Below are 14,031 nucleotides of genomic sequence, written 5' to 3'. Positions count from 1 at the left end.
GCCCCGTTCCCGGTGAAACGTCGACCTTCGCCGTGGGGTCGGGCGGATGACGGCTACGAACGGCGTCCTGGCGGACGTCGCGGTGGTCATCGTCAACTATCGCACGCCCGGCCATGTTCTCGACTGCCTCGGTGCACTTGCCGAGGAGCGCCGGCGCTCGCCTTCGTTCGACGTCGTCGTCGTCGATGGCGGATCGGGTGACGCCTCGGTCGAGACGATCGCCGCCGGCGTTGCTGGGCTGGGGGCGGGCGACTGGGTGAGCCTGTTGCCGCTCTCGATCAACGGTGGCTTCGGCTATGCGAACAACGAGGCGATCAGGCGGCTGATGGCGCGTGCGACGCCGCCGCGGTTCATTCACCTGCTCAATCCCGATGCGGTCATCGAGCCGGGCGCGATCGCCGCGCTGCGCGCCGCGCTGGAGCACGAGCCCAACGCCGCGTGCGCCGGTAGCCTGCTGGTCGGCGAGGGGGGGGAGGCACAGGGGTCGGCGTTCGACTTTCCGTCGATGCGATCCGAATTTGTGCGTGGGCTCGGCATCGACCGCGTGAGGCGTCTGCTCGGCAGCCGCTCGTTCATCGCCTCGGCGCAAACCACCCGTGTCGGCTGGGTGACGGGCGCGAGCGTGATGCTGCGGATGGCGGCGCTGCGTGAAGCCGGGCTCTTCGACGAGGGCTTCTTCCTGTATTTTGAGGAGGTCGAGTTGATGCACCGGCTGACCGATGCCGGGTGGCAGGTGCTCCATGTGCCCGATAGCCGGGTGCACCATATCGGCGGCGTCTCAACCGGGGTGGCCGACGGCGGTTCGGCGCCGCGCCGGTTGCCTGGCTATTGGTATCGATCGCGGCGGCGGTACTTCGCCCTGACCGGCGGGCGCCTTCACGCCTGGATGGCATCGGCGGCATGGCTGACGGGCGCGCTGGTGTGGCGGCCGCTGTTTGCGCTTGGCATCAGGCCGCGCGGGGCTCATGCGCCGCATGAGGAAATCGACCTCATCCGCCAAGGCCTTTACGCCTCCCGCCGAGACTCTGCCCCCGTCATTTCCCCCTGGGACAGCCCCACCGGACATGAGCCGGCGTGGATGAAAGAATTCTAAGCATGGCTACCGTCGGATCAGTCGTCATCGGCCGCAACGAGGCCCATCATCTGCCCGCCGCGCTCGCCTCGGTCCGGGCAGTCGAGGGACGGGTCGTCTATGTCGACAGTGCGTCGAGCGACGGCAGCGTCGCGATTGCGCGATCGGCGGGAATTGGTGTCGTCGAACTCGACCCCGCCAGCCCGATGTCCGCCGCCCGCGCGCGCAATGCCGGGTTCGAGGCCTTGGCGGCCGGCCCCGATGCGCCCCGCTTCGTCATGTTCCTCGACGGCGATTGCGAGCTTCATCCCGGCTTCCCGGCATCGGCAAGGCGCATGATGGAGGTGGAACCGCGATGCGCGATCGTCGTCGGCCACCTGACCGAGGCGAGCACCGATACATCTGTGTATGGCCAGCTCAGCGCGCTCGAATGGGCGTCGGGCGCCGGTCCGATCACCGACTTTGGCAACCTCGGTGGCATCATGCTGGTGCGCGCGGAGGCGTTCAGGGCGGTGGGCGGATTCGACCCGCACATGATCGCCGGCGAGGATTCGGAGCTGGGCGTGCGAATGTCGCTCGCCGATTGGTCGGTGATGAAGATCGACGCGCCGATGGCCAGCCACGACAACGGCATCACCGGCTTCAAACCGTGGTGGCGGCGGGCGGTGCGCGCCGGCCATGCGCTGGCCCAGCGCTATGCGCTGCATGGCCGTAGCCGGGTGGCGGACTGTCGCCGCGAGCTGGCGAGCACGCTGGTGTGGGGCGCGGCGATCCCGGCGATCTCGCTGGGGCTGGCGATCCCGACGCATGGCGCGTCGCTGCTGCTGCTCGGCCTTTACGGCGTGATCGGCTATCGCATGTACCGCGGCGCGCTGAGGGCAGGGCGCCCATCGTCGCTGGCGTTGCGCGTCGCGGGCTTCGGATTGCTGACGAAGTTCGCGAATATGCAAGGAGTCTTGCAGTACGCGCGCAATCGCTGGCGAGGCAGCTATCGCATTATCGAGTACAAGGGACCTGAAGGGGTGAAGGCATGAGCGCGGTTACCAGGGTCGGGATGCTGGGGGCCGGCTACATCCTGAAATCACACGCGACGGCGGTGGCGGCACTGCCCGACGTCGAGCTGTCGATGGTCTGCGACGTGTCGGCGGGCCGCGCCAGGGCAGCGGCCGAGCAGTTCGGCTTCGCGCGCTGGGCTGCCAGCATGGACGAGCTGGCTGCATCGGATTGCGACGTCGTCCACATCCTCGTTCCGCCGACCTTCCACCTGCAGGCGGCGACCCGCATGGTGGAGGCGGGCAAGTCGGTCTTCCTCGAAAAGCCGATGGGCCTCGACGGTGCCGCGTGCGTCGAGCTGTGCCGGCTGGCGGAGGAGAAGGGCGTCACCGTTGGCGTCAACCATAACTTCCTGTTCTCGCGCGCGTATGAAGACGTCCGCCAGGCGGCGAAGGCAGGCAAGCTGGGCGCGATCGACTGCATCGCCGCCAATTGGCTCTTCCCGCTGCCGCAGCTGCAGTTCGGCCCGTTCGACACCTGGATGCTCGACCGCCCGGCCAACATCCTGTTCGAGTTGTCGCCGCATTTGATCGCGAGCGTGATCGACCTCGCCGGCGACGTCGACATCGAGGCGGTGGTGACGTCGCGCTCGCTGACGTTGCCCGGTGGCAAGACCGCCTATCGCCATTGGCAGGTCGTCGGCCATGCCGGCAACGCCGCGGTGACGGTCACGCTATCGCTGACGCCGGGCTATGCCGACCGCTCGCTGCGCCTGCGCGCATCGGCGGCGAACGCGCAGATCGACTTCGGCCGCGACTTCGGCTGGATCGACGACACGCAGGACTATAACCCGCTGATCGAATCCTTTTCGGCACGGCGCGCCATGGCGGCGCCGGCAGGGCGGCAGGCGTGGGCCGATCGCCTTCGTCGCACGGTGTTGGCGCTAAAGAAGCGGCCGTGGGCGAACCCCTTCGAGGACAGCATCCATCGCAGCATCAGCGCCTTCTATGACGGCGGCGTCGCGTCGGTCGATCCGCGGCACGAAGGGCGTTTTGCCGCCCGCGTGATCGAAACGTGCGAGCGGATCGTTGCCAAGGCCGGTCTGGAACCGCCGAGCATGGCGGTCGAACGCCTGCCGCTGCCGCAACCGCCCAAGACGCCGACCGTGCTCGTCGTCGGTGGCACGGGCTTCATCGGTCGCCGCCTCGTCCGTGAGCTGGTGTCGCAGGGCTATGCCGTCCGCGTGATGACCCGCAACGCCCAGTCGGGTGCGCATGAGTTCGGCGACCAGCCGGTCGAGCTGTTCGAAGGGTCGCACGGCGACCGCGAGCGAGTGAAGCAGGCGCTCGTCGGCATCGATACCGTCTTCCACCTGGCAAAAGCGGTCGGCAAGCGCTGGGCCGATTACCAGCAGAGCGACATCGAACCGACGCGCGTGCTCGGCGAAGAGGCGGCGCGTGCCGGCGTTCGTCGCTTCGTCTTCACCGGCACGATCGACTCCTATAATTCGGCGAGTGCTGCCACGACGATCGACAACACGACGCCCGTCGACAAGGCGATCGCCACGCGCAACCTCTACGCCCGGTCGAAGGCCGCTGGCGAGGCGGTACTGCGCGACATCGCAAGCCAGTCGGCGATGGAGCTGGTCGTGATGCGGCCCGGCATCGTGCTCGGCATCGGCAGCCCGCCCGCGCACATCGGCGTCGCCAATTTCGCCACCGAGGGCCGGCTGCATTATTGGGGCGACGGCACCAACAAGCTGCCGCTCGTTCTGGTCGACGACGTCGCGACCGGACTGGTCAAGGGCATGACGACGCCGGGCATCGGCGGCCGCCAGTTCCTGTTGACCAGCCCGCCACTGCTCAGTGCGCGCGAGTATGTCGACGCGCTCAGCCGTGCGACCGGCACCGCCAGTGTCGCCGCGGCCAAGCCGGCGTGGCGGACCTGGATCGCCGATGCGGTCAAGGAAGGCGCAAAATATGCGATCCGCCACCCCAATCGTCGCTTCCCCAGCCTGCATGACTCGGCGGCGCGCGGGCATCAGTCGCGCTACGATGCGACCGATACCGAGACGACGCTCGACTGGCATCCGGTGCATGATCGCGACCGGATGATCCGGCACGGCATCGATGAGGTCGTCGCGGCGTCGACGCGCTAAGGATCGTCCGGTGTTCGTCCTGTTCTACCTGCTGAGCGCACCCTTCATCCTCGCGACGAGCGTGATGCTCGTCGAGGTGCTGCTCGGCGCGGTGCCGCCGCGGCGGCGCGGGATGGTGCCGGCGCCGGCACACCCGGTGCGGATCGTCGTGCTGGTGCCCGCGCATGACGAGGCGGCGGGAATTGCCGCGATCGTCGCGCCGCTTGCTGACGAGGTCGACCTGCTTGTCGTCGCCGACAATTGCAGCGACGACACCGCTGCGGTGGCACGGGGCGCGGGCGCGCGGGTGGTCGAGCGCGCCGATCCGGTGAACCGCGGCAAGGGCTTTGCCCTGGCGCGGGGACGCGACGAGCTCGCCGCCGACCCGCCCGATTGCGTCGTCGTCCTCGACGCCGACACCGCGATCGATGCCGAGGGGGTCCGCCGTCTCGCTGCCGACGCGGTGGCGCGGGGCCGCCCGGTGCAGGGCTGCTACCTGCTCGAACCGCGCAGCGATGCGTCGGTGGCGACCCGCTTCTCCGCCGCGGCGTTCCTGGTGAAGAACCTTGTCCGACAGCTGGGGACGAGGCGCTTGGGCGCGCCGGCGCTGCTCGTCGGTTCGGGCATGGCCTTTCCCTGGACCCAGTTTGCGACGCTGCCGCTGGCGACCGGTCATGTCGCCGAGGACATGATGCTCGGCGTCGTTTCCGCGATCGATGGTCATGCGCCGCGCTTCGCCGCCGACGTGCTGATCGTCGGCGCGACGTCGTCGGACACCGGCACCGTCACCCAGCGACGACGCTGGGAATCGGGTGCGCAGGCGACGGCGCGCGAGTTCGCGCCCAAGCTGGTGCGCGCCGCCTTTGCCCGGCGGCGGCCGGGGCTGCTGTGGCTCGCGCTCGACCTGTGCGTGCCCCCACTGATCCTGTTGTTGTTGCTCGATTCGCTGCTGACCGCGCTGCTGATGGTCGCCGCGCTGTTCGGGGCATCGCCCGGGCCGTTCATCCTGCTGGGAATTTTGACGACAGCTCTGATCGTTACGGTGCCGTTGTCGATTTTGTTACATGGCCGCGCCGATCTGGTAAGCGGATGGCGAGAAATACCGCGCTATGCGCTATGGAAGGCGAAGTTGTCGCTCGGGGTGCTCGCGCGCCGCGAGCGTAACTGGATAAGGACCGAGCGTGACTGATCAGGGGTTCGACATCGGTGAGAAGACCGGCAGGCCTGCCGCACCGGTGGTGATTCCATCGATCGACCAGACCATCCTCGATGCCGATGCGCCCGTCGAACGACCGCCGGCAGCGATGGAGTTGTCGGGTGCGGTGATCCGGATGGGCGAGTGGCTCGTCGTCGTCGTCATCGGCATCGTGCTGACGATCGTGATGGCGTCGGTGACCCCGATGGGCCCGATCGAGCCCTATGGCCGCGTGGCCCTGCTCGGCGGCACCTTCTTCGCGCTGATCGCCGAACTCGCCGGCTGCTACGATATCGACGCGCGTTTCTCGCTGCGCGTCGCGCTCGCACGCCTGTTGTCGGCGTGGCTCGGCAGCGCCGTCGGCATGCTGACGCTCGCCTTCTTCCTGAAGGCGTCGGAGGATTTCTCGCGCGGCTGGACCATCCTATGGTTCGCGCTGGGCACCGGCGGTCTCGTCATGGTCCGCGGTGCCGGCGTGCTGTGGTCGCGCTCGCTCAAGAGCCGCGGCGTCTTCAACCAGCGCGTGGCGATCCTCGGCACGGGCGCGCCGGCGGACAAGCTGGCGGAATATATCCTGTCGAACCCGCGGCTGACGATCGACCTCGTCGGTTGCTTCGACGATCGCAGTTCGTCGCGCGGCATGGCGGCGACCCATGTCGTGCCCCATCTCGGCGACCTCGACGCGCTCGTCGCCCGGGTCCGCGCGGGCGGCATCGACCAGGTCATCATCGCATTGCCCCATGCTACCGAGCGGCGGGTGCGAGAGATCGTCGCCAGGCTATCGATGCTGCCGGTGCTGATCCGCCTGGCGCCCGATCTGTCGACCTTCGCCTTCGCCGGCCGATCGATCGTTATCCTGGGCGAGCTGCCGCTGATGACGCTGTTCGAGCGTCCGATCAACGGCATGGACCGGGTCATCAAGCGGTGCGAGGACATGGTGATCGCCGGGCTGGCGGTGGCGCTGCTGGCGCCTCTGTTCGCGGTCATCGCCCTGCTCATCAGGCTCGACAGCAAGGGACCGGTCTTCTTCCGCCAGCGTCGCGAAGGGTTCAACAACGGCACTTTCATGATCTGGAAGTTCCGGACGATGAAGACCGACATGCTCCAGTTCGACGCGATCGAACAGGCCAAGAAGCGCGATCCCCGCGTCACCCGCGTCGGCCGCATCCTGCGCTCGACCAGTATCGACGAATTGCCGCAGCTGTTCAACGTGTTGCGCGGCGAGATGTCGCTGGTCGGCCCGCGCCCGCACGCACCCTCGACCCGGGTCGGTGATCGCGTGTTCAGCGAGGCGATGGAAAACTATGCCGCGCGCCACCGCGTGAAGCCGGGCATGACCGGCTGGGCGCAGGTCAATGGCTGGCGCGGCGAAACCGACACCAGCGACAAGCTGGAGAAGCGCGTCGAACACGACCTGTTCTACATCGAGAACTGGTCGCTGCGCTTCGACCTCTACATCATCCTGCGCACCTGCGCGGTGGTGCTGTTCCCGAGGGCCAACGTCTATTGAGGCGGTTGGCGGCCGGTGGCGGTCGTGCGCGGCATGCTTGAGGCGCGGGCGCTACCGCGAGCGTTGCCAGAGTGTGATGGCATCTTATTGACCTGTTCCTGGTGACGGACTCCGAAGCACGGGTCTGCAGCCAATAGGCGTGGAGCTTGTCGATCGACGTCGCTCGGGACGAGTGACGGTGGATCGGTTCCACGTTACGGCTCAACCCCATGATGACAGAGGCTCGATCCCGCTAGCGGGGGAGGTGCCGAATGCTTGCGGTGGCTTTTGCCAAGGTCGCCGATCCCCGAGCAGGCTTGGTCAGGCTTACCCGCCGGGACGATGCCGCGTCGGATCTACCGCCATGACATGCTCTCGAGGCCAAGCGAAAGGGCCGCGCCGGAACGTGTCCAGCGCGGCCCTCAGCATGCTATCGATAGCGGGGGATCAGTTGACCATCGCCGCCGTGGCCGGAATGACGCCGGCTGCCGATGCGACCACTGCGGGTGCCTCGGCGATCGATTCGGGGGCCTTGACGGCGGCCGGCTGCGTGATCGGCGGCGCCGCTTCGACGGCAGCGGTCGAGATCGTAGGATCGCACGGCGCATTGGCCAGCGCGGTAACCGGCGCCACCTGCTTGGGCGCGGTCGCGGCATAGACCGCCTGGCGGACCGGCGGCACCGCGGCGACCGTGGCGGCCATCAGTGCGGGCGGGCAGACGCACAGCGCGGCCTTGGCGAGCAGCGCGACCTTCGTCGAGCTGGCAGCGGCGGAGGCGGTGCTGGCAATGTCGAGCGGCGCGCTCAGCTCGGCAGCGGCCATCAGGCCACCGGCCGCGGCGTGCCGGCGCTTGATCCGCCGACGCTTGCTGCGCTTCGCGTTGTAGCGTTGTTCCTGACGCTGGCGCATCATCGCCCCGATCAGGCCGAAGCCGCTGATCATCAGGATCCAGCTGGCCGGCTCGGGAACCGACGGCGTCGGGGTTTCGGTCACGGGCGTGCCGGGGTTTGACGGATTACCCGGGTTGGACGGGTTCCCGCCACCGCCGCCGGTGGTGGGCACGAAGCCGCCGACGACGGGCGTGATCCCACCGTTGACCGGCGTGCCGCCGGTCGGGGTCGTCGCGGTCTGGGCGAGAGGGGTCTGCGTCCGCGTCTCGGGCGGGACCGGCGACGCATAGGTCAGAATCTCCTGCGGCACTTCGGTCGCAAGCGGCGGGCAGGGCGGCAGCGTGGGGCGCAGCGCAGCGGTCTGCTGCGACACGGCGTGACGCTTCGGCGGCGCCTTCTTCACGGGCGCAGGGCGGGTCGCATGATGCACGGCCTTGCGCACCGGCGGCACAGCCACGACCGAAGCCGCGACGATCGCCGGCGGGCAAACGCAAAGCGCAGCTTTGGATAGCAGCGCGGCTTTCATGTCCCCAAACTCCCTGTTGCCATGGTTTCGATCCATGACGTGATTCTGCAACGATCGAAAGGGCTTTGAGTTGCAGAATCTCCCCGATCGTCCCGATGATGGACAAGATCGCGTTAACTGGCAATCGTGGAAGCATATTAACGCGATGAATTGAAAAGAAACCCCGGTGCTTGGGTACGCTCTGCGACGGTCGCGAGCGGAAGCGCCGAGGGAAATTCCCCGATGCTTAGCAAGTTTCGGGCCAAATTGGTAGCTGCTGCGGCGCTTCTCGCCCCGACTGTGGCGCACGCGCAGCAGGACGTTGCGGCGCAATGCACGAACTTCCAAAAGGAAGTGTTAACCGAGCTCAATCGCGCGCGTGCCGACCCGGCCCGCTATGCCGCGGAGCTGCGCGGCTATGGCCGCCTCTTCCAAGCCAATCTCGTTTATGAGCCCGGCCGTCCGGCGGTCGTCACGGAGGAGGGGGTCGCCCCGGTCGAAGAGGCGATCGCGTTCCTGGCGCAGCAACACCAGGTCGCGACGCTCGCCGACAGTCATCCGCTCGCCAGCGCCGCGCTGGATCATTGCGCCGAACAGGCGTCCGATGGGAGCGTCGGCCATGCCAGCGCCGACGGCAGCGGTCCGGGCGAGCGGATGCGGCGGCGCGGTGGTGGCGATTACGTCGGCGAGGTCATCACCTATGGTGCGGCCGATGCCGCCGGCGTCGTTCGCCAGCTGATCGTCGATGACGGCGTGTCCGATCGCGGCCATCGCCTGCTGGTATTCGCCGACGACATCCGCTTTGCCGGCGTGTCGTGCGGACCGCACCCGGTCTATCGGACGATGTGCGTCATCGACGTCGCGCGTACCCGGGACGGTCGGCCGCTCGAGCGGTCGCGTCCGGGCTATGACTCGATCGCGGTCGCCGCGCGCTGATCGAAGACGGACCCTATGCCGGAAAGTCGGTGCCAGACAGCCGGACGACTCGGTCGGCAGGCAGGCCGTGCGCTCGGATATGCTCGTCGGCGGCGGCGATCAGTGCCTGCTCGTCCTCGGCATGGTCGCGATCGACCAGGATCGTGATCGGCAAGCCGTCGCCATCGTCGGCCGCGCGCGCGACCAGCCCCTCGCTGCCCGACGGCAACTCGCCGTCTATCAGGCGCAGGCGGCCGCCGTACCAGCCGCTGTCGGTCGGCAATAGCCGGCGCGGGCGGGTCAGGTCGCAGGCGGCGCGGACGATCTCGCGATCGACCAGCATGCCGCCGCTGTCCGACTCGATCATTAGAATGGTGCCCGATTCGTCCGCCAGCGCAGCATCTATCAGCGCATTGACTGAGCCGGTCAGCAGATGAGTCCGCCGTCCCGACGTCGCCACGCGATAGAGCTTTGCCGGCTCGAACCAGAAATCATGATGCATTAGCCGACCCATGCGTTCCCCCAATGGCGCCAGATACGCCAGAAGGGGCGGCATTCCTCAACGGCTCGTTTACCCTCGTATCGACCAGAAGTGGCTCATGATGGGTCAGGCTGACCCGAAACGGGGCGATCATGTCAAACGTCGGGTGCCGGCGGCGCGCACGTCGGCGAGGGTCGGATAGCCGTTGACCGCCATCAGCAGGTCCGCCTCCGCCAGCAGGCACTTCAGCACATGCGCCGCCCCCGCCGCGCCACCCAGCGCCAGGCCATAGCTGTAGGGCCGCCCGACCCCGACCGCGCGTGCGCCCATCGCCAGCGCCTTGATCGCATCGGTGCCCGAGCGCACGCCCGAATCGAACAGCACCGGCGTCGACCCGCTTGCCGCGACGACATCGGCGAGCAGGTCGATCGCCGCGATGCCGCCATTCGCCTGGCGACCACCGTGATTGGAGCAATAGACGGCATCGATCCCTGCATCGACTGCGCGCCGCGCATCGTCGGGGTGGCAGATGCCCTTCAGCACGATCGGCAGCTTGGTCAGCGATCGCAGCCAGGGCAGATCGGACCAGGTCAGCACCTTGCCGAACGTCGCCGCCCAGTGACGCACCGCGGCCGGCCCATCCTCCTCGGGCGGCTTGGCCAGCCGGCTGCGGAAGACGGGATCGCTGAAATAGTTCGTCAGCACATGGCCGCGAAGCTGCGGAAAGCTGGCGGTGTTCAGGTCGCGCGGTCGCCAGCCCGTGACCCATGTATCGAGCGTCACGACGATCGCGGCATAGCCCGCCGCCTCCGCCCGTGCGACCAGGCTTGCCGCCAGGTCCTCGTCGCGCGGCGTGTAGAGCTGAAAAAAGGCGGGCGTCTCGCCGCACGCCGCCTTGACCGCCTCGAGCGGATCGTTGGCCAGCGTCGAGGCGCAGAGCGGCACGCCGGTCATCGCGCTCGCCTGCGCCGCGGCGATGTCGCCATGGCCGTCCTGCGTACACATGCCGGTGACGCCGATCGGCGCCATGAACAGCGGCGAGGACAGGGTGTGCCCGAACAGTTCGATCGACAGGTCGCGACTGGTCGCATCGACCATCATCCGCGGCACCATCCCCCAATGGGCAAAGGCGCTGGCGTTGGCGCCCTGTGTCGTCTCGTCGCCGCAACCGCCCTGGACATAGCTGAGCAACGACGGCGCCATCGCCGCCGCGGCCCGCGCCTCCAGCGTCGCGGTGTCGACGGGCAGCGACGGCAGGACTCCCGACAGTCCGGCGAAATAGATCTGGTTCTGATAGTCGCCGTAATGCGGCATGCCTCTCTCCTATGCCGGAGAGACTAGGGGGCTGGGTGGGGGTGTCCAGCCCCGCCTCGTGAGGGTGGGAATGCAGGTCGGGCGCCTTGCAATCCTTCGTCATCCCGGCCCTGAGCCGAGATCCATGACTTGTCCGGGCGGCTCACCTTCGGCTTGAACCGAGCCGCTTGCCGACGGATGGATCCCGGCTCGAGGCCGGGATGACGAGGGGGTGGGAAGCGTTACTCCCCCTCCAGTTCCTCCGTCTCCAGTTTCTCCGTCTCGGGAGCATGATTGCCATAGCCACCACCCGATTCCGCTTCGCCGTCCGACTGCTCTTCCGTCTCGGGATCGATCATCGCTCTTCTCCTCGCTCGCCCAACGCACGAGCGCGACAATCAGAACAATTCCCCCTGCGCCCCCGCCGGCGCGCGGAATAGGTCGCACCGCAGCGCCAGCCTCGCCTCCGCCCCATGCGGCAGGCCGTGCTTGCGACAGGCGATGCGAAAGCGAGTCGCCAGCAGTTCGGCCCATGGTCCTTGCCCCTGCATCCGCGTGAAGAAATTGGGGTCGTTTTCGCGCCCGCCGCGCAACGACCGGATCGTCGCCATCACCTTGCCCGCGCGATCGGGGAAATGGTCGTCGAGCCAGGCGCGGAACAGCGGCGCGACCTCGTGGGGGAGCCGCACCGGCAGGAAGAACACGCCACGCGCACCCGCCTCGGCGGCGCGCTCGATCAGATGTTCGACCTCATGGTCGGTGATCGCCGGGATTACGGGAGAGATCGACACATAGACCGGCACCCCCGCATCGGCGAGCCGGCGCACCGCGGTCAGCCGCCGCTCGGGATGCGGCGCGCGGGGCTCTACCGTCAGCGCGATACGGGGATCGAGCGACGTCATCGACACCATGACCGCCGCCAATCCGCGCCGCGCCATCGGCTCGAGCAGGTCGAGATCGCGCACCACGCGATCCGACTTGGTCGTGATCGACAACGGGTGCCCCGTCTCGGCCAGTACCTCGATGATCGATCGTGTGATCCGCCAGTCGCGCTCGATTGGCTGATAAGGATCGGTGTTGGTCCCCATCGCGATCGGCCGCACCTCATAGCCAGGCTTGGCGAGCTCGGTGCGCAGCAGCTCTGCGGCGCTGGGCTTGGCGAACAGCTTCGTTTCGAAATCGAGGCCTGGCGACAGGTCGTGATAGGCGTGGCTCGGCCGCGCGAAGCAATAGATGCACCCATGCTCGCAGCCGCGATAGGCATTGATCGACCGATCGAACGGCACGTCGGGCGACTGGTTGCGGCTGATGATGGTGCGTGGATGCTCGATCGTCACGCTCGTCCGCAGCGGCGAAGCGATGCCGTCGATCGCCTCGACCGCATCGAGCCAATCGCCGTCCGCCTCTCGCGCGGGCAAGTTGAAGCGGCGACTCGCCTCGTTGATCGTCGCGCCGCGAACGGGTCGCTTGTCGGCCATGGCATTGCGATAAAGTCTTATCGGGAACATAGCAAGAACGGTACTGGGCCGTTCGACATGCTGCAGCGATCAGTCGGCCTTGCGCGACCGTCAAACCAAGCGTTGGCATTGCCAGTCGGATTGGTCGGGGTGGAGAAACGGGGTTGAGCGATGGCGTCTAGGATCGCACTGACGGCCGACGACGTTTAGCCGTCTGACCCCTTGTACGAGCACTTGCATCAATGACCGAGACGAACCTGCTGTGGCTCCGACAGGACCTGCGCCTCCGCGATCAACCTGCGCTGGTCGAGGCCGCTGCGGCAGGGGCGGTCATCCCGGTGTATGTCCTCGACGACGAGACGCCCGGCGACTGGCGGATCGGCGGGGCGCAGCGCTGGTGGCTTCACCACAGCCTCGCCTCGCTGGCGAAGGACCTGAAGGCAAAGGGCAGCCGCCTGATCCTACGTCGCGGCGTCGCGGTCGATGTGCTGAAGGAATTGCTGGAGGAAACCGGCGCGACCGCCATCCACGCTATCAAGCATTACGAGCCCTGGTCGCGAAAGGCCGAGGAGGCGCTCGGCGAGGCGCTGGTACTGCACGACGGCAACCACCTCGCTCCCGTCGAGCAGATCACCACCGGCGCTGGCCAGCCGTTCAAGATTTACGGCTCGTTCTGGAAGGCGCTTCGCCAGCATCTGCCGCCGGACCAGCCAGTGCCGATGCCTCGCTCGATCAAGGCGCCGGATGCATGGCCCAAGAGCGATGACCTGGCCGACTGGGACCTACTGCCGACCAAGCCTGACTGGTCGACCGGCTTCGCCGACTGGACGCCGGGGGAGGCGACCGCGCAGAAGCAGGCGAAGGCCTTCGCCGCCAACCGCAAGGATTATGACGAGCACCGCAACCTGCCGTCGCAGGACGGTTCGTCGCGCCTGTCGCCGCATCTCCACTTCGGCGAGATATCGGTGCGCGCGGTGTGGCACATGGTCGAGGACGACGCGCCCGACGACAGCTTCGCGCGTGAGCTGGGCTGGCGGGACTTCACCGATGGCGTGACCCTGGCGCTACCCCGTTACGCCGACGAGAACGGGCGGCCCAAATACGACAAGCTGCCCTGGCGAAACGGGGCGGCGGCGAAGCGCGACCTGAAGGCGTGGCAGACCGGCCAGACCGGCTATCCGATCGTCGATGCGGGGATGCGCCAGCTGTGGCAGAGCGGCTGGATGCACAATCGCGTCCGCATGATTACCGCCAGCTTTCTGGTGAAGCACCTGCTGATCGACTGGCGCGAGGGCGAGCGCTGGTTTTGGGACTGTCTGGTCGATGCCGATTACGGCAACAATGCGGTCAATTGGCAGTGGGTCGCGGGGACCGGCGTGGACGCCAACATGTGGGGCCGGATCATGGCGCCGCTCGCCCAGTCGGAGAAGTTTGCGGCAGCCGATTACATCCGGGAATGGGTGCCCGAGCTTGCCAAGCTATCGGATGCGGCGATCCACGATCCCGACGAGGCAGGTTGCAGGCCCGACGAGTATCCCGCCAAGATCATCGGTCACCGCGAAGCACGCGAGCGGGCGCTGGCGGCGGGACGCGCCGCGCGGTGA

The 14,031-nt window shown here is 67.7% G+C and carries 11 protein-coding genes; 7 read left to right on the top strand and 4 right to left on the bottom strand.

The genetic code is table 11. The features are described 5' to 3' along the window. Window positions 1-46 precede the first annotated feature (46 nt). Genes GGQ80_RS04550 through GGQ80_RS04530 form a run of 5 tightly spaced genes read left to right on the top strand, consistent with a single transcriptional unit; the run spans window position 47 to window position 6,907 of the window. Window positions 47-1,093, top strand: coding sequence for a glycosyltransferase family 2 protein (locus tag GGQ80_RS04550; protein WP_183982703.1), 1,047 nt, complete (start codon window positions 47-49; stop codon window positions 1,091-1,093). Between the two features lie 2 nt (window positions 1,094-1,095). Beyond that, window positions 1,096-2,106, top strand: coding sequence for a glycosyltransferase family 2 protein (locus GGQ80_RS04545; protein ID WP_183982702.1), 1,011 nt, complete (start codon window positions 1,096-1,098; stop codon window positions 2,104-2,106). Then, complete coding sequence (locus GGQ80_RS04540; RefSeq protein ID WP_183982701.1) at window positions 2,103-4,223, top strand: NAD-dependent epimerase/dehydratase family protein; 2,121 nt, start codon at window positions 2,103-2,105, stop codon at window positions 4,221-4,223. Before GGQ80_RS04545 ends, GGQ80_RS04540 begins: the two co-directional genes overlap by 4 nt. Window positions 4,224-4,233: 10 nt before the next feature. Continuing rightward, on the top strand, window positions 4,234-5,391 hold the full coding sequence (locus GGQ80_RS04535) for a glycosyltransferase family 2 protein (protein ID WP_343050837.1): 1,158 nt from the start codon (window positions 4,234-4,236) through the stop codon (window positions 5,389-5,391). Beyond that, entirely contained in the window at window positions 5,384-6,907 is a 1,524-nt protein-coding gene (locus GGQ80_RS04530; protein WP_183982700.1) for an undecaprenyl-phosphate glucose phosphotransferase, read from the top strand. The genes GGQ80_RS04535 and GGQ80_RS04530 overlap by 8 nt, the downstream gene beginning before the upstream one ends. 426 nt (window positions 6,908-7,333) lie before the next feature. Here GGQ80_RS04530 and GGQ80_RS18580 read toward each other — a convergent pair whose 3' ends face one another. Next, window positions 7,334-8,233 carry a PEPxxWA-CTERM sorting domain-containing protein gene (locus GGQ80_RS18580; RefSeq protein WP_221364188.1) on the bottom strand — a complete coding sequence of 300 codons (900 nt, stop codon included), beginning with the start codon at window positions 8,231-8,233 and terminating at the stop codon, window positions 7,334-7,336. A gap of 402 nt (window positions 8,234-8,635) precedes the next feature. Between GGQ80_RS18580 and GGQ80_RS04520 the strand changes: the two genes are divergently transcribed. Beyond that, window positions 8,636-9,217 carry a CAP domain-containing protein gene (locus GGQ80_RS04520; RefSeq protein WP_221364187.1) on the top strand — a complete coding sequence of 194 codons (582 nt, stop codon included), beginning with the start codon at window positions 8,636-8,638 and terminating at the stop codon, window positions 9,215-9,217. A 13-nt stretch (window positions 9,218-9,230) separates the two neighbouring features. On the opposite strand, the gene GGQ80_RS04515 is transcribed toward GGQ80_RS04520, so the two are convergent. From GGQ80_RS04515 to GGQ80_RS04505, 3 genes are all read right to left on the bottom strand, one after another. Beyond that, complete coding sequence (locus tag GGQ80_RS04515; protein WP_183982698.1) at window positions 9,231-9,710, bottom strand: hypothetical protein; 480 nt, start codon at window positions 9,708-9,710, stop codon at window positions 9,231-9,233. 117 nt (window positions 9,711-9,827) lie between these two features. Continuing rightward, a complete protein-coding gene (locus tag GGQ80_RS04510; protein WP_183982697.1) occupies window positions 9,828-10,991 on the bottom strand; it encodes an alpha-hydroxy-acid oxidizing protein in 1,164 nt (387 codons plus the stop codon). A gap of 377 nt (window positions 10,992-11,368) precedes the next feature. Next, entirely contained in the window at window positions 11,369-12,448 is a 1,080-nt protein-coding gene (locus GGQ80_RS04505) for a PA0069 family radical SAM protein (RefSeq protein WP_183982696.1), read from the bottom strand. Between the two features lie 221 nt (window positions 12,449-12,669). Here GGQ80_RS04505 and GGQ80_RS04500 point away from each other — a divergent pair, with 221 nt between their 5' ends. Continuing rightward, window positions 12,670-14,031 (top strand): cryptochrome/photolyase family protein, encoded by a 1,362-nt coding sequence (locus GGQ80_RS04500; protein ID WP_183982695.1) that lies wholly within the window; start codon window positions 12,670-12,672, stop codon window positions 14,029-14,031.

Source organism: Sphingomonas jinjuensis (genome assembly GCF_014197105.1).
In the GTDB taxonomy this organism is placed as follows: Bacteria; Pseudomonadota; Alphaproteobacteria; order Sphingomonadales; family Sphingomonadaceae; genus Sphingomonas; species Sphingomonas jinjuensis.
The sequence above is the reverse complement of the archived record's forward strand: the minus strand, read 5'-3'. Positions and strand labels throughout refer to the sequence as shown.

Coding starts and splice junctions, on each gene's coding strand:
- GGQ80_RS04515 (WP_183982698.1), bottom strand. CDS start 9,710: ATGGGTCGGCTAATGCATCATGATTTCTGGTTCGAGCCGGCAAAGCTC.
- GGQ80_RS04505 (WP_183982696.1), bottom strand. CDS start 12,448: ATGGCCGACAAGCGACCCGTTCGCGGCGCGACGATCAACGAGGCGAGT.
- GGQ80_RS04550 (WP_183982703.1), top strand. CDS start 47: ATGACGGCTACGAACGGCGTCCTGGCGGACGTCGCGGTGGTCATCGTC.
- GGQ80_RS04500 (WP_183982695.1), top strand. CDS start 12,670: ATGACCGAGACGAACCTGCTGTGGCTCCGACAGGACCTGCGCCTCCGC.
- GGQ80_RS04545 (WP_183982702.1), top strand. CDS start 1,096: ATGGCTACCGTCGGATCAGTCGTCATCGGCCGCAACGAGGCCCATCAT.
- GGQ80_RS04510 (WP_183982697.1), bottom strand. CDS start 10,991: ATGCCGCATTACGGCGACTATCAGAACCAGATCTATTTCGCCGGACTG.
- GGQ80_RS04540 (WP_183982701.1), top strand. CDS start 2,103: ATGAGCGCGGTTACCAGGGTCGGGATGCTGGGGGCCGGCTACATCCTG.